8 protein-coding genes and 3 tRNA genes are annotated in these 15,709 nt (G+C 56.6%); 10 read left to right on the forward strand and 1 reads right to left on the reverse strand.

The genetic code is table 11. The features are described from left to right. Positions 1-115 precede the first annotated feature (115 nt). The 4 genes from KOE80_RS09615 (at position 116) to KOE80_RS09630 (ending at position 4,664) form a co-directional block, all read left to right on the forward strand. Positions 116-841: an alpha/beta fold hydrolase gene (locus KOE80_RS09615; RefSeq protein WP_226348993.1), complete on the forward strand. Its 726-nt coding sequence runs from the start codon at positions 116-118 to the stop codon at positions 839-841. Continuing rightward, positions 838-2,085 (forward strand): iron-containing alcohol dehydrogenase, encoded by a 1,248-nt coding sequence (locus tag KOE80_RS09620; protein WP_226348994.1) that lies wholly within the window; start codon positions 838-840, stop codon positions 2,083-2,085. Before KOE80_RS09615 ends, KOE80_RS09620 begins: the two co-directional genes overlap by 4 nt. Before the next feature lie 154 nt (positions 2,086-2,239). Next, the gene (locus tag KOE80_RS09625) at positions 2,240-3,601 is read left to right on the forward strand and encodes an MFS transporter (protein WP_021446915.1); all 1,362 of its coding nucleotides are present in this window, start codon (positions 2,240-2,242) and stop codon (positions 3,599-3,601) included. Positions 3,602-3,992: 391 nt separating this feature from the next. Continuing rightward, positions 3,993-4,664, forward strand: a complete 672-nt coding sequence (locus tag KOE80_RS09630; protein WP_009459563.1) for a GntR family transcriptional regulator — start codon at positions 3,993-3,995, stop codon at positions 4,662-4,664. On the opposite strand, the gene murB is transcribed toward KOE80_RS09630, so the two are convergent. Further along, a complete protein-coding gene (gene murB, locus KOE80_RS09635; RefSeq protein WP_226348995.1) occupies positions 4,661-5,671 on the reverse strand; it encodes a UDP-N-acetylmuramate dehydrogenase in 1,011 nt (336 codons plus the stop codon). The two genes, KOE80_RS09630 and murB, sit on opposite strands and share 4 nt — an antisense overlap. Before the next feature lie 314 nt (positions 5,672-5,985). Between murB and KOE80_RS09640 the strand changes: the two genes are divergently transcribed. From KOE80_RS09640 to KOE80_RS09665, 6 genes are all read left to right on the forward strand, one after another. Beyond that, positions 5,986-6,061, forward strand: a tRNA-Gly gene (locus tag KOE80_RS09640). Between the two features lie 42 nt (positions 6,062-6,103). Further along, positions 6,104-6,177, forward strand: a tRNA-Cys gene (locus KOE80_RS09645). Between the two features lie 37 nt (positions 6,178-6,214). Continuing rightward, positions 6,215-6,290 (forward strand) — tRNA-Gly (locus tag KOE80_RS09650). 234 nt (positions 6,291-6,524) lie between these two features. Beyond that, entirely contained in the window at positions 6,525-8,375 is a 1,851-nt protein-coding gene (locus KOE80_RS09655; protein ID WP_226348996.1) for a tyrosine-type recombinase/integrase, read from the forward strand. Positions 8,376-8,537: 162 nt separating this feature from the next. Beyond that, the gene (locus KOE80_RS09660; protein WP_226348997.1) at positions 8,538-14,957 is read left to right on the forward strand and encodes a hypothetical protein; all 6,420 of its coding nucleotides are present in this window, start codon (positions 8,538-8,540) and stop codon (positions 14,955-14,957) included. After that, positions 14,899-15,630, forward strand: a complete 732-nt coding sequence (locus tag KOE80_RS09665; RefSeq protein ID WP_226348998.1) for a hypothetical protein — start codon at positions 14,899-14,901, stop codon at positions 15,628-15,630. The genes KOE80_RS09660 and KOE80_RS09665 overlap by 59 nt, the downstream gene beginning before the upstream one ends. Positions 15,631-15,709 lie beyond the last annotated feature (79 nt).

Genomic DNA, 15,709 nt, shown 5'->3' on the forward strand with positions numbered 1-15,709 from the left:
CAGCGTTTGCTGCTGACACCCAAACTCTGACGCCTGCTCTGGCCCTGCAAGTACAAGGCCGGAACTGGGCAACAGCCTCATATCTTAGTTGTATTTATCTACTCCAGGAAGCCACATGAGCATTGCCTGCGATTCAAAACAGACCACCATCATTGCCGTGCATGGGATTCAGGGCACCCATCGCAGCTGGCTGCCAGTGGTCAACGCCAGCTCGAATTTGATGTCCTGGCACACCCCGGACTTGCGAGGCCGAGGCGATGCCTTTCGTGGCTCCAGCCAGGAAGATTACGGGCTGGACGGCTTTGTGCAGGATCTACGCGCCAGCATTCAAGCCTTGCCTGAACACACGCCCTATGTCCTGGCAGGCTGGAGCCTGGGAGTCTCAGTGGTGCTGCAAACCTGTCTGACTTTACTGGACGAACAGACCCCACTGCCTCAAGCCCTGCTGTTGTTATCGGGCACAGCCAGCCTGAACCGGACTCAATGGTTCAAGGCCCAGGCCACCTCTGCCTTGCTGCAAGAAATTGCAGAACGGGAACAGCGCCTGGGCCTGCTGGAGGCCGCCGGTCATCAGGATGTGGCCTGGACCTGGCTGGCGAATCGGCATCACGACCTGTATGCGCAACTTCCCCGTATTTCCATCCCCTCTTTGATCATCCATGGCGAACAGGATCAGGACTGTCCCATTGAGCACGCCCACCGGTTGGCGCAGGCACTGCCACAAGCCACCTTGCACAGCCTGCCTGATGCGGGCCACAGCATCCTGGGCTCACACACTGAACTAATCGCCTCATTGATAGACCCCTTCTGCTCTCTACACACCGCAAGGACTGCCGTATGAACACACACGTTTTCTTTTGCCCACCACCCCGCACCCTGATGGGACGCGGCTGCCGCCATGAACTACCTGCCTTGATTGCCCACCTGGGCTGGCGTCGCGGCTTATTGATTACCGACCGTTTTTTCACCATTCAAACCACCTGGGTTCAGGACCACATCGCCGCCTGTAGAGAACAGGGAATTGAACTTGTGGTTTTTGATGGTGGCGAGCCAGATCCTTCCACTACCTTATGTGATCAGGCCACGCTGCAAGTACGTGCCCACCTGGCCGATCACCCTATCGATTTCGTATTGGCGTTGGGCGGCGGCAGCAATATAGATCTGGCTAAAGCCCTGTGTCTGACCGTCCCCACCGGGGAGCCCATACGCACCTACAGCGGGACCTGGCCCGCCCACACCAAGCCCTTGCCCTTGATCGCCCTGCCCACCACCTCCGGCACGGGATCAGAAGCAACACCGGGAGCCATTCTGGTCGACCCCGACAATGCCACCAAAATTGCCGTCATGGGCAATGCGCTGCGTCCCGCCATTGCGGTCATCGACCCGGAACTCAGCGATAGCTGCCCACCCCGCGTCACTGCCGACGCCGGTATTGATGCCCTGACCCACGCGATTGAATCCTTTGTGACGCAGGATGCCAGCCTGTTTGATCGTGGCGGCAGCCCCGACCCTGGCTATAGTGGCCGATCCAGCCTGACCATGATGTTTGCACGCGAGTCCATAGGCCTGTGCGGCCAGTACATGCTGCGAACCTATCGCGACGGCACCGACACTGAAGCCCGTGATGGCATGGCCAGCGCCAGCTACTATGCCGCCCTGTCCTACGGCACGGCAGGTCTGAATGCGGTGCACGGCATAGCCTACGCACTGGCAGGTTTGACGCATCAATCTCACGGCACCACCAATGCCGTGCTGCTGCCCTACGTTCTGGACGAACTGCGTGAAACCCGCGCCTCGGAATTGCTGGAAGTCGCCCAACTACTGGGCATGCCAACCGGCAAGCCGGAAGATACCTTACTGGCTCTACCTGCCTATGTGCGGTCGCTGGTCGAACAACTGGACATCCCCTCTGACCTGAACCAATGCGGCGTACAAGAGCATCAGCTGGAGCGCCTGTTGAGCGACGCCCTGCAAGTGACTCGTCTTGCCAAAGCCTTCCCGGTTGCTGACTGCACCAGCGCCTATCAACGCATTATTCAACACGCTTTTGAGGGCTCTTTAGCCGGAGCACTGACCCACAATTAATTAGCCAGCTAAGTACATACCATTATTTAATCTTAAAATAGATACCACTAGTATCCATGTAATATATCAGTAGAAGAAAAAAGGCCTGCCATGGCCTGACGGCAGGTCACCTATACATAAACCCGCCACAAGAGCGGACCTACAGGAGACACCTATGACAGCCGTATCCCCCAATGTGGCCAATCGCCTGGAGCGATTGCCCATGACACGCTATCAACGCATGCTGTTCGGTATTATCGCGACCGCCTGGTTCTTTGATTCCATGGACCTGGGCATCATGACTTTTGTTTTAGGTTCCATCAAAGCAGAAATGGGGCTCAGCACCGCGCAGGCGGGGATGCTGGCCAGCTCCAGCTTTTTAGGCATGTTTTTGGGTGCTGCCATTGCGGGCATGCTGGCAGACAAGTACGGGCGCAAACCTGTCTTTCAATGGAGCATGATTTTTTGGGGTGTAGGAAGCCTGGCCTGTGGCCTGTCCCAAAACGTCGAGCAGTTGATGGCGTTTCGGGTGCTGCTGGGGTTTGGCATGGGGATGGAGTTTCCCATCGGCCTGGCCATGGTCTCGGAGATTGTGCCCGCTAAAAGTCGCGGTCGGTACATCGCGATTCTGGAAGGCTTCTGGCCGCTGGGCTTTATCAGCGCCGGGATTCTGACCTACCTGAGCCTGGACTATATAGGCTGGCGCGGGATCTTCATTGCCCTGTCTATCCCCGCTCTGTTTGTGTTTGTGATCCGCCGTTGGGTTCCTGAGTCCCCCCGCTGGCTGGAAGAAGCAGGCCACAACGACCGCGCCGAACAAGTCACAACGGCTTTTGAACACAAAGTCATTCAGGCCAACGGCGGCCAGGCTCTGCCCTCTCCCCTGCCTCCCACCCCTTGCGAGAAGCTTAAGCGTGGCGCGCTGTTTGCCCAGCTTTGGCAAGGCCAATACGCCCGCCGCACCTTGATGCTGTGGATGCTGTGGTTCTTCTCCTTGCTGGGCTACTACGGTCTGACTACCTGGCTGGGCGCACTGCTACAACAAGCCGGGTATGAAGTCACCAAGTCCGTTACCTACACCATCTATATTTCCCTGGCCGGTATTCCAGGCTTCATCTTCTCGGCCTGGTTGCTGGAGAAATGGGGACGCAAGGCAACCATGGTCTTGATGCTATTCGGTAGCGCAGGCTGTGCCTTTATTTATGGCCACGTCGCCACCAGTCAGGCGCCTGTTGCTCAACTGATTGGCGCTGGTTTGTGCATGCAGTTCTTCATGTTTGGCATGTGGTCGGTTTTGTATGCCTACACCCCCGAGCTGTACCCCACACGGACACGTAGCACAGGCGCCGGTTTTGCCTCTTCCATTGGCCGCCTAGGTTCCTTGTTCGGACCGTTGCTGGTGGGCTTTATCCTGCCTTGGACTGGCCATGCCGGTGTCTTCACCCTGGGCGCTATTTCCTTTTCTATTGCAGCGTTGGTGGTGATTGCATTGGGGGTAGAAACCAAGGGGCGTTCGCTGGAGGAAGTTTCGGCTTAAAAGACTGATTCAATTGAGGATAAGTTAACTTAACGCTCAATAAAAAACCCGTGTCAGCCTATGTCGCTGACACGGGTTTTAAGCTTATGAATGGCCAAACTCAATTCCCATTGCCGCTCAGAAACAAAACGAACTGAACGCGCCCCTCCCCAGTTGCTCAAGCCCGCCACAAGCAGATAAACCGCTATTCAAAGCAAGGGTTTGAGCAAGCCAAACTCGATATCAAAATCCCTATTTTTATGCGCCATAAATCTGCGCAAAGCGCTGTTTATTCAAGAATAAGTCCGCAAGCTAAAATCCCGTCTGGCATTTCAAAATATATATAATTTGAAATGCCAAACATAACTAAAATCAAATACGAAACCCGACGCGCGCAAACCGGAGACGCTAAATGAGTATTCCCTCCTCCTCTGATGACACTTTGCTGGCCACCCAGGCGTTTCAGGCATTTCGTCATTTATTGGCTACAGGTCAGGTACGCGCGGGGCAAATGGTGTCGATGGCGGAGCTGATGAAATTAAGCGACTTCCCTCTGGCTCCAGTGCGTGAAGCCGTCAAGCGCGCGGCGGCTGCCGGGTTGGTGTCCATCCTGCCCAAGCGGGGAGTTTTGGTTCTGGAGGCAACCACGGAAGCGCTGCGGGAATGCTTCCAACTGCGCTGTGTCTTTGATCAGGAGGGGGCCAGGATACTGGCTAGCTGTGCCAAGCAGCCCGCATTGGAGAGCTTGCGGGACAAGCACGAGAAGATTCTGGAGCAGGCACAAAGCGGCCTTGTTACCACCGCTTTGCAGATTCAGGCCATGGAAGTGGACTGGGCCTTGCATCGCTATCTGGCTCAAGCACTACAGAACCGCTCGGCCATGACAATCTACGAAGAGAACTGTGATCGCATCAATGTGCTGCAGCACTCGCGCCGCCCTTTACCCGAGCGCATTGTGCCCGCCATGAAGGAGCATTTACAGATTCTGGATACGCTACAGGCAGGAAACCCCGAAGCGGCCATGGAAGCCGTGCGCCACCATCTGGCACAAACTCTGCGATGGTGGGGCGCGGTCGATGTTTAATGGACAATAACGGGCTCTTGTTCCAACTCCACGCCGAAGCGTTCCCGAACAGAACCCCGAATCGCCTGGGCCAGGCGTTCAATATCATGCGCAGTTCCACCACCATGATTCACCAGCACCAAAGCCTGGCGATCGTGCACGCCCACGGCACCATCACGCTTGCCTTTCCAGCCACACTGGTCAATCAACCAGCCCGCCGCTAGTTTGCATTGGCCCTGCCCAACTTCATAAGAAACCAGATTAGGCCATTGCTGCTTCAAGGCATCACGCTGCTCGGACTGCACAAGGGGATTCTTGAAGAAACTGCCCGCATTACCCAAGACACGAGGGTCAGGCAATTTTTGACGACGAATCTCGCAGACTGCATCAAAAATGCTTTGCGGGTCTGGCTCACCCGCCAAATGAGCTTGCTTATTAAGATCGGGGTACTCCAGCACCGGCGTCCACTGACGCGGTAAGGCAAAGCGCACCGCCAGAATCAACCAGCTCCCAGCCGGATCGTGCTTGAAGCGACTGTCTCTATAAGCAAAGCCACACTCGGCCGCAGACAGCTCCACCTCTTTGCCTTCCTTAAAACTCCAGGCCAGTACACTGTGCACCCGCTGCTCCAGCTCCAAGCCATAAGCACCAATATTTTGTACAGGCGCAGCACCTACCGTACCGGGGATCAAAGCCAGGTTCTCCAGACCGGGCCAGCCTTGATTCAAACAATGCTGCACAAAGTCATGCCAGCATTCACCCGCCTGCGCTTCCACGATATAGGCATCGTCCCGCTCCTGCAGTAAACCAATCCCTTTACTTTCTACCTTGATCACCAGGGCATCAACTTGCTCGGCCAGCACCACATTGCTGCCACCGCCCAGCACAAAGATACGCTCCCCCTGCTCCACCAGCGCTTGCAAGGCAGGCAGCTGGGTAACATTGTCATACACCACCAGGTCGCGCGCGCGGCTGCCCAAACCCAAGGTATTAAAAGAGCTCAAATCCACATTACGCTGCCTGTCCACGGCCCTGTCCCACGATCAAAGAAAGCAGTAAGCATAGCTCGGACAGACAATTTTCCGGAAAAATTTACAGAATCTATTGACAAGCTTCTTTGCTGCAGTCTATAGTTACGTTCTTGCTTAGCGCAGCGTCGGTTTCGCAGCAAAAAACAGTTTGAAGCAGGCAAGTTTGTTAGGCAGTATTGATAAAAAGCTTAAGCAAAACATCAAAAACACTTGACAAACAAAGATAGCCACTCTAAACTAGCTTTCTTTACTTAATAAGCAATAGCTAATAAGTAAAACGCTGAAAACAGATTCAATCTGCACAGCAAAATGCGGGAGTAGCTCAGTTGGTAGAGCGCAACCTTGCCAAGGTTGAGGTCGCGAGTTCGAGACTCGTCTCCCGCTCCAGATTCCTAAGGGAAGCCTAGGCTTCCCTTTTTAATCGACCACGGCGCAATGGCAGAGTGGTTATGCAGCGGATTGCAAATCCGTCTAGGTCGGTTCGATTCCGGCTTGCGCCTCCAGTAATTCTGGTCACAAGTCGGTAGTGCAGTAAAAAATGCGGGAGTAGCTCAGTTGGTAGAGCGCAACCTTGCCAAGGTTGAGGTCGCGAGTTCGAGACTCGTCTCCCGCTCCAAAATTTTCGTCCATGGACATCCACCAACGTCCATAGATGATTGAAAGAAGGCCGAAAACTTTGTGTTTCGGCCTTTTTTTCGTCCAGCGACGTCTACTGACACCCACCTAAATCCACGCGATTTCAGTCCATTTTTAAGTCCATTTTTTGAGCTGCGCTCGCGGCAGGATGGACTGACTCTCAGGCAGCTTGTCCGCAGAGATGTTTCAATCCAGGCCTTTTTCTGGAGACATCATGAGCCTTACGGATGCTGCGACACGACAAGCAAAAGCCACAGGTCATCCCTATACACTGGCCGATTCGGATGGACTCTCCTTGGCGGTTTCTGCCCAAGGCAGCAAGTCGTGGCACTTCCGCTACTACTGGCAGGCCAGACAGAAACGCATGTCACTGGGCACCTATCCTGAGGTATCCCTGCATGATGCTCGACATCTGCGCGACCAAGCCCATGCCCTGCTCAGCAAGGGCATCAACCCCAGGCTCGATCGAAAACGCAAACGGCAAGCCGTTCGTCTGGCGCAGGCCAATAATTTCGAAGCGATCTACCAACAATGGCTGGCGCACCGCAGACTCGAACTGCAGGACGGACGACAAAGTACCTTGTCGCAGATGCGGCGGATTTTCAGCAAGGACGTCTTGCCCAAGGTGGGCAGATTCCCCATCCATGAAATCAAACGGTTTGATCTGCTGGATGTCCTCAGAAAAATCGAAATGCGGGGTGCCCTGACGACAGCAGAAAAAGTGCGCACCTGGCTCAACCAGCTATACCGCTATGCATTGGTCGTTGTTGACGGGCTGGATAACAATCCTGCTGCTGACCTGGATGTCGTGGCACGTCCCAAACCACCGGTCACACATCATCCGTTCCTGGCCTTACGTGATCTACCCGAGTTTCTGCGTACCTTACGGGGCTACGAGGGACGAACCATCACTACCCAGTTGGGGATTCGCCTGCTGCTGACGGGCGTGCGCACAGGTGAGCTGCGTCGGGCCGAACCCTGTCAGTTTCAACTGGATCAAGGGCTATGGCTCATCCCGCCCACCAATGTCAAGCAGTGGCAGGTAGGATTACGACGAGGCAGCCGGCGTGCCCAGGATATTCCTGCCTATATCGTTCCCCTCTCCATACAGGCCATCGAAATCGTGCGCTATCTGCTGGAGAGAGTGAAGCCAGCACAGCGCTACCTGCTCGCGCAGCGTAGTGATTTAAGAAAGCGCATCAGTGAAAACACGCTCAACGGTGCCTTGAAAAAGATGGGATATCAGAATCGGCTCACTGGTCATGGCATTCGGGCTACGCTCTCGACGGCCCTGAATGAAATTGGGTATCCACGCGTTTGGGTGGATGCGCAGCTTTCGCATGTGAATCCCAGCAAAGTCAGTGCTGCGTATAACCACGCCGCTTACGTCACACCTCGACGCCAGATGATGCAGGATTGGGCGGACAGACTGGATCTGCTGGAGCAAGGCTGTGTGGAGCAGGCGCTGGTGCCACTACAGATACATGTCGGTTCGGCGGTGGCAGAGCATTCGTTTGGGAATCTCAATCGGCCAATGACTGGATTCATGGCCGAGGGTGTTACTGAAACCGCGTCTACGTTGATCGCCCTTGAGGCAGGCGAGCCAGTCAAAGTATCAGATCATCCCCATCGCCTATCGGCTGTAACCCGAGACCATCAAGTACAGAAAGCTGGAGCGGGCACACCAATACAGCGAAGCCGCCAGGCAAAACTTGATGCGTACGAAGCACCTCACAATCTGCCTATCCCAGCCTTTGCGAAACTTGCAGGGAAGTCGCGGGATCAGATCAATCGAGAAATCGCATCTGGCCAACTGTTGGCTGTGAGTTTTGGAAATCGGGGAAGGCGTGTTCCCGATTGGCAGTTGGATCCTGTGCGGCGGAAACTAATTCAATCAGTTCGACAAAGAGCGCCTAAGTTTGATGCATGGGATGTATATTGGGCAATGCTTGAGCCATGTGAGTGTCTGGAGGATCGCACTGCTGTGAATAGTGTGACAGGAGATGATATTGGAAATGTGGAGCAGGAGATAATCCTGTATTTGAATTCTCAGAAACGGGGATAGAGATAACAATTCAGTACTTTGCCCTTTAAAGGCGACTCAGCGTTGCAAAAAATTGCAAGCATTGTCTTTATTGACTAACCTGTAGATAGTGCGGCGAGTTTTTCTGTAGTTTCCGGTGTTTTCATCCACCAAGACATTTAAGAAAACCAGATTCAAGTAACTATGGCCTCAGAGTTTTTAGGCGCACGGGCGTCGAATGCTGGCGACGATTTCCACGAGCTTTGGGCCGCTAGGCACGCCATCCGGCTGCTTTCCGGTGAGGACGATCTGCAGGCCATCACTTTCGAGGGTGTTGCCGCAGAAGACGAAGCAGGCGCTCCAAACGGAACCTGGGATGCTGTCGACTGCGCTCTTTACTTCGGTAGTGAGAATTGCGAGCAAGCGACACGGGTCGTGATTGAGCAGCTCAAATACTCCGCAGCGGCACCCACAACTCCTTGGACAGTCGCTCGATTCAGCCATGCCGCAAAGCCGGGCCAGTCAGTTCTCGGCAAGCTTGCCAGGGCGTGGAGTGCTATGCGTTCGCGCGCTCCCTCACAGGCGTCCATAGAAGTCAAGCTTGTCAGCAATCAACCCGCTGCCACCCAACTGGTGGACTGTGTCAAACGGCTAGCGCAGGCAGCCAGCCTTGAACCTTGGACGAGCGGCTCGGATGAAGAGCGCATGGTCAAAGCAGCGGCCCTACCGCAGCAAGACCAAACAGCCTTCTGGTCTGCATTGCACTTCGAGACAGGTGCCGGCTCTCGGTTTGCCGCTGAGGAGCGCGTCCTGGCCGAGATTTCACGATGGAGCGAAAGTGATCTACTGCATGGCGTGCTTCGCCTGAGGGAGTATGTCCGCGCTCGGATGCGACCCGAGCATGCAGGCCAGGTGATCACACGCCGTGCGGTTTTCCTCCACTACGGAGCATACTCCTCCGACGTTCTGCTTCCCTGTCCCCCTGCATTTACCCAGGTCGATAAGCCCATCAAGCGCCAGTCCGCCGCGCTGGTAGTGCAGGCGATGTCCGAGGGTGTGCAGTTCATTGCGTTGCATGGTCAAGGCGGAATCGGCAAGACCACGGTACTGCAGGAGATCTGTGCACTCCTCCCCGGTGGGTCGGCAATGGTCGTCTTCGACTGCTACGGAGGCGGCACGTACCAGGATCCCAGCGCGTTTCGACATCGCGCGACCGATGCCTACATGCAGCTCATCAACCAAAGCGCAATCCAACTTGGACTGCCTTTGTTGCTAGCGCGCTCGGGCGGAGACGACATGCCCCGCCTGTTTGTGCGAAGGCTGGAGCATGCTGCGGCCACACTCCGTGCACAACAACCCGGAGCCCTGCTCGTGATCGCGATTGATGCTGCGGATAACGCCATCATTGCAGCCGAAGGTCGTCAGCCCGCCGAGCGAGCCTTCGTCCTGGACTTCGTTCGCATCGAAACGATCCCGGAGAACGTTCGCTTCATCGTCAGCGCACGCACAGGCCGCATGTCCCAACTCGACTTGCCGGCCGGCTACAAACATATCGAACTGCCTCCCTTCGACCTTGCCCAGACTGCCGAGTTCGTGCGCCGGCGGACCCATGCTTCTGATCAATGGATCACCGACTTTCATGACTTGTCCGGTGGTATTCCGCGCGTGCAGTCTTATGCGCTGGACCAGCTCGATGGGGATCCTGAAGCTGCATTGAACCGCTTGCGGCCAACGGGCAAGAACCTGGATGATGTCTTCGATACCCGCCTGGGAGCTGCGACCAAGAAGTCCGGTCGTGGCGACGTCGACCGACTTTGCGCCGGACTGATCACGATGCCGCGACCAATACCGGTTGACGCACTGGCACAAATCACCAGCCTCCAACCAGCTCAGGTGCTCGACATATGCTCTGATCTAGCGCCAGGCGTCAAGCTGCGCGATGCCATGCTGAGCTTCGCCGACGAGGATTTCGAGGAGTTCTTGCGCCACCGCAATGCTGTGGAAATGGCAGCGGTGCAAAAATCTGCTGCCTCATGGATGCTCGCCCAATGTGCAATCAACCCGTATGCGGCAATGCATGTCGCCCAGGCACTGGTCGCAACGGGCCGTCATATCGAGCTGATCGAACTTGTCGACCGCGAGCCGTCGCCTGCGATCATCGCTGACCCCGTGATACGGCGGGAAGCGGAAATTTCAAGACTCAGACTTGCGATACAAGTATGCCGCGCGATTAGCGATGTCCCACGTGCGCTGCAGTTCGTGCTTCGAGGTGCTGACGGGATGAAAACGGAAGCAGCTCTTCGAGATTTGTTGCTTGCCAATCCGGAAATGGCAGCCGCCTTCGCATTCGAAACCGTTGGGCGACTCCTGTTGTCCGATCCCAAACAGATGGATCGACATGGACCATTTCTGTTTCATCGCATGGCGCTTCACGCTCAAGACGGTGACGCTGTCATGGTTCGCGAAAGCCGACGCATGCTAGGCGCCTGGCTGGATGCCAGACATACGCACCAGTCCGACAAACAGTGCCGGGCTGAGGCTTGGCCCATCGGAGATGAGCACATCGGCTGCTTGGTCGAATCAGCACTGCTGACGCGCGGTGTCGATTCAGCATTGAAAGTGCTGCGCTCTTGGCGTCCCTCGACAGCTATTGCGCTCGCTGTTGGCCTTCAACTTCCGACCAGGCTGATCAATGCAGGATTTGCAGAGTCCGTGGAAACGGTGTGTGCCAGCGATGCCCTTGATCCGATTGGCAAGCTGTTGTGCTCGGTTTCTCTGGCAAATGCCGGTCGCAAAGTGTCGAACGCAGCACTTTCCGACGGACTTGCTGCCCTGTGCCGGAGGCGCCTTTCTATTCGGAAGTACTTTGAACAGCGGCATTCAACGGAATCCCGGCATGGGGCACTGTTGCGTACTGCTGTCGCCGCAGCAGAAATCCTGGTAGCCCGAAAGGTACCGTGCGCCGCTGCTGATTGCTTGCTGGAAGAACTCAATTCCCCCGAACTGCGGCGCATTGAGCAGCGCAGCAGCTATGAGCCGCATAAGTTGGATGTGCTGCTGCGCAGTTTCGTTCTGCAGCGCATTCGAAGTGGTCATGAACCATTGTCGGAAGATTTTTTCGTACCAAGGCCTGCCGAACCATCGGGTCTAGAGGGTGCAGCACACGTCCGGCAAGATACTCGTCGGCATGAGCAGGAACACGATGCTGAGCTGAAGGAGTTGGTCGGCTCTGTTTTTGCGATCTACCGTGCGCGAGCACGGGCGATCATTGGCGGTGCTTCGATGGACGAATTGGCTGCGGACCTCACCTCGACTGCAAGCAAGGCAAGCGACAGTGAATACCGTCGCAGACACTCCCATCAAGTCCGCGACCTGAAGGTTGCAACTGCGATCAGCCTCATGGATCTTGTTGCGGTGGGCTTTCCTCCGTCGCTCGCCAAACAAAGTTCAGATGCACTTCACTGGTCATGGGTAGATTCTGGCATCTCGCCCTCGGATGAGCTCATCACGCGACAGTCACTATGCATCGAATTGCACACCGCGCTCGCGGCCGATCTTGTTCGTGCGGCTGAAAACGTGCTCCGACAACGCGCAGGTGCTTCCGAAAAGTGTTCCAATATGGTGAAACTGGCCAAGCTTCTGCGACCAATCAGTCCGCATGATGCGAATGCCGTCTTCAACAACGCTGTCCAGGTCGCCGCGCACATAGACCGCGAAGCCATGACGCAGATCGAGCTGCTCGATAAGCTCGTCACCCGTGGGGTAGGTCTGCTCTCTGCTCAAGCAGAACTGTCGCGCAATGTCACGACTGTGGTTGCTGACGCCAGCTTGCGGCTGGACGGCTACGATGGCTTTCCGTGGTCTGCTGCGATGTCGGCGTTGGCACGGCTGGACGGCCCACGAGCGCTTGCGGACGTCATCAGGTGGGACGACGAGAACGTCGCAGAACTTCAAAATACCTTGCCAGATCTGCTCCAGGCAGGCCTTGCCCAAGGCTGGCTCCCTCCTGCGCACGCATCGTCACTGGCCCTGCTTACCCGCTCAGATGGGGATACGGTCAACGAGGCCGTGGCCCTGGCAATCGCAACCGACTCTGAGGAGGCCGCGACACTGGCCGAAGCGGCCGCCCACGACACCCTGATCCGGCATCGACGGGACCGGAACCCGAGACTCAGCCAACTGATCCGGCAAGCCGGCCTGTCTGGGTCGTGGTGTTCAGCTCTGCTGGCACAAGAGGCTTTCGTGGAAAAAATTCCTAAACCACAAGGCGATAGATATCGCGCGGAGTATGTGCGGTCGGATCGTCAAGAGACCGTCGCCGACCGCCCTTGGACCTCGCTGGAGGTAACTGATGCCGACATGCTTCGCCGGGCACTCGATGCAAGGCTGAACGAGCTTCGGGTTCAGAAGCGCTATGACAGCGTTCGCGGTCTGCTGCGGCAGGCTCGGCTTGCAGTGCCGCTCAGAGACCGCGTCAAGCACCTGGATGCCCTCAGGCTTCTCGCGGCCGACCGGAGTTCGCACGATACGTCCTGGGCGCTTGTGGACGCTGCCCAGGAATGGAGGGCGACGTCACCTGCTGTAGCTCAATGGTGCAAGTCCAATCTGCCCGAGCGCATCAAGTCAAGCCTGGTTCACTATGCCAAACCATATGGCTACGATGAAGATCGATTCGAGACAGTTCTGGCACTGGTAGACCTGCAGCCGGCTGAGCTCACCGACCTCATGCTCGCCGGTATCGGTGCCAATGTCAGCCGCCTCAGTGCTGAGCGTATACACCATCTCGTCGGCCTCCTTGCGCATCACCTCAGAGCGGGAGACGCCGCTGGCCTAGCTCAGTGGTACGCGAGTCGGCTTGTGGATAGGCTTGCGGATGCTGATCGCGTGGCGCTGCCAGCAGATGACGACTACCCTACGGATGTCGACACGGCAGCGGCTGGAGCGGTCTTCGCATGTCTTGGCGATCCAGATCTCCGTGTGCGCTGGAGAGCAGCCCATGCTGCGCGCAGGCTTGCCACGACCGGCTGCGTCGCCGCGATGCGAAACCTGGCATCCATGTACGAAGTGCGCCAATTGCCGGCATTTCGTTCGACCGAGCTCCCCTTCTACTGGCTCGCCGCCCGTCTATGGTTCGTCCTTACCTGGGAGCGCATCGCTCACGAACGACCCGAAATGGCTTTCCAAACTGGCGATGTGCTCCTCAGAATCGCGCTCAATGATGACTTTCCACACATGCTGGTGCGGGCTGTAGCGAGCGATGCATGCCTGGCACTGATCGCTGCGGGCTGGACACCCCTGCGAGCTGATGCTCGAGCCGTGCTGGAGCGCGTCAACAAGTCCAGCGTCCCTCATATGAAGCAGGCTGTTCAAAGCAGGAGGCATGGACTGGCACGCGGTCGAGAATCGGCCGAGCGCACGACACGCTTTCACTTCAATGAAATGGATACCAAGCCCTACTGGTACAGCAATATCGTCGGTGGTTTCGCCAATGTCGACCTTGATGCATTTTGCGCGGAGGCCGACCGTTGGATCGTCGACATGTGGGGTGCCAATGAGGACACTTACCGCTGGGACCACGAACCACGCCGCAATTCATTGGAGCGATACAACTACAACCTGACCAGCCATAGCCACGGCTCGCTTCCGACCGTCGAGCGCTTCAGCACCTACCTCGAATGGCACGCCATGTGGTGTGCCGCCGGTGAACTGCTCAAGACAGAACCGCTGCCAAAACCCGACCGAACTGGCGGCAGTTGGGACAGCCTTGACGAACGCATCCGCAACCACCGACCTGCCGAACCTCCGCTCTGGTCGATTGACCTAGCCTGCCCCACGCCGCTGGTACTTCAGAACTGGTTCTTCAGCCCAGGCGATACACGCGTGTGGGTCGAATCCGTCGACGAGGGTGAACACCGGCAGGAGATTTTCCCGGAGGATCGTCCAGAGTATGCGGTTGTCTATGCACGCGCGACGCGCTGCTTAGAAAAGCAGGAGGAGTCTATAGCGGTGTCGAGCGCTCTGGCTGACCGCCGCACGGCCCCTGCGTTGATCCGCGCGCTTCAAACCATGGAGAGCGCTTGGGACTATAGGTTGCCCCACGAAGAGGATGAGGATGCCGAAGAAAGCAGTGGTCCATTCAGGCTCACTGGTTGGCTGCATTCAGTCCAAGCGGATGGCGGCTTGGACGACAAAGACGAGTTCAAAGGCTCGGTCGCTTACATTCCCATGCGCCCTGGGCGCCTCGTCACGGCACGTTGCTCACTAGTCCGGGATCCCGAAGGCTTTATGAGGTGGTCCCGGTCAGATGCGACAGACCAGGAACCCATGTTCCTTTTTGAATCCTGGGGCGCAGAAGTACCTGACGACAGGTATCGCGGTGGCTTTAGTTCTGAAGGGTATCGGCTTCTTGCCCATCGTCGACAGCTCGGCCAGTTTCTGAACGATGTAGGGTGCGATTTGATTGTGGAAGTGGAGGTGGATCGACGTGAAAAATCAGACCAACAATTCAATCTCGAGAAAGAAGAGCCCCGGGCGCAGTTCGACCGCATCTACCGACTCACCGGAGATGGCGAACTCAGCATCGCCGAAGGACACCTTGGCACTTGGCTCGGCGATCGTCGATGAGCTGCGGCTGGACACGCGAGGCGAATTGCTTCAACGTTGGATGGCCCACCATCTGGCCGAGACAATTAAAGCAGCGGAGCTAGCAGTCGGTGCCAAGAAGGCAAAATTGGAGCGCGACGCGGTTAGCTTGATTCTTAAGCTATGGTCGCATCGTTCCGCGCTCCCGGAACCCGTCGATCCTCTTTCGGGATGCCGCGAGGCTCTCGACATCCTGAGACGACTTCAACCGGAGGCGAATCCTTGGGCTCACTATTCGAGAAGGCGGCCTGACGAGACTCATCTACGTGAGATGTTCGACGCGATGAGCAGGGCCATGCTGGCAGGGATTGCGCTCACTCAACTCAAACAAGCCAAGGAGCCCGCTGTAGCGGCTGCGGCGCATCTTGACCCCAGTGAGTTGGCGCTGTTGGACGCGTTCAAAGAATGGCAGCCTTTTGTTGACCGCACTCCCCAGAGTAGAGTGTCGTGGAATATGCTTGATGATGGAGGTGCCGCGTTCTCAGTCACTACAGAGCCTGACCCTGTGGGAGCTGTGTATGCCGATCCGAAGGACGAGGTGCAGTTGAAGGATCTGGTAAGTGACAGCCTCAAGGCTCTCCATAGCAGCTTGGGAAAACTTATTGATCAGTGGGAAACCAACCAAAAGCGGACCTCATCTGAAGAAGCATCGTGATGTCAAACTCGGAGACAGAGTGCCGATACCCGAGTGCGCTGGGAGTGATGTGCTATTAAGCCGCCGCCGGTTTTCGTAA

The organism is Alcaligenes sp. 13f (genome assembly GCF_020496585.1).
Lineage (GTDB): Bacteria > Pseudomonadota > Gammaproteobacteria > Burkholderiales > Burkholderiaceae_B > Alcaligenes > Alcaligenes phenolicus.

Excerpts from the sequence above, each read along its gene's own strand:
- KOE80_RS09615 (WP_226348993.1), top strand. The coding sequence starts at position 116 with ATGAGCATTGCCTGCGATTCAAAACAGACCACCATCATTGCCGTGCAT.
- KOE80_RS09620 (WP_226348994.1), top strand. The coding sequence starts at position 838 with ATGAACACACACGTTTTCTTTTGCCCACCACCCCGCACCCTGATGGGA.
- KOE80_RS09625 (WP_021446915.1), top strand. The coding sequence starts at position 2,240 with ATGACAGCCGTATCCCCCAATGTGGCCAATCGCCTGGAGCGATTGCCC.
- KOE80_RS09630 (WP_009459563.1), top strand. The coding sequence starts at position 3,993 with ATGAGTATTCCCTCCTCCTCTGATGACACTTTGCTGGCCACCCAGGCG.
- KOE80_RS09655 (WP_226348996.1), top strand. The coding sequence starts at position 6,525 with ATGAGCCTTACGGATGCTGCGACACGACAAGCAAAAGCCACAGGTCAT.
- KOE80_RS09660 (WP_226348997.1), top strand. The coding sequence starts at position 8,538 with ATGGCCTCAGAGTTTTTAGGCGCACGGGCGTCGAATGCTGGCGACGAT.
- KOE80_RS09665 (WP_226348998.1), top strand. The coding sequence starts at position 14,899 with ATGGCGAACTCAGCATCGCCGAAGGACACCTTGGCACTTGGCTCGGCG.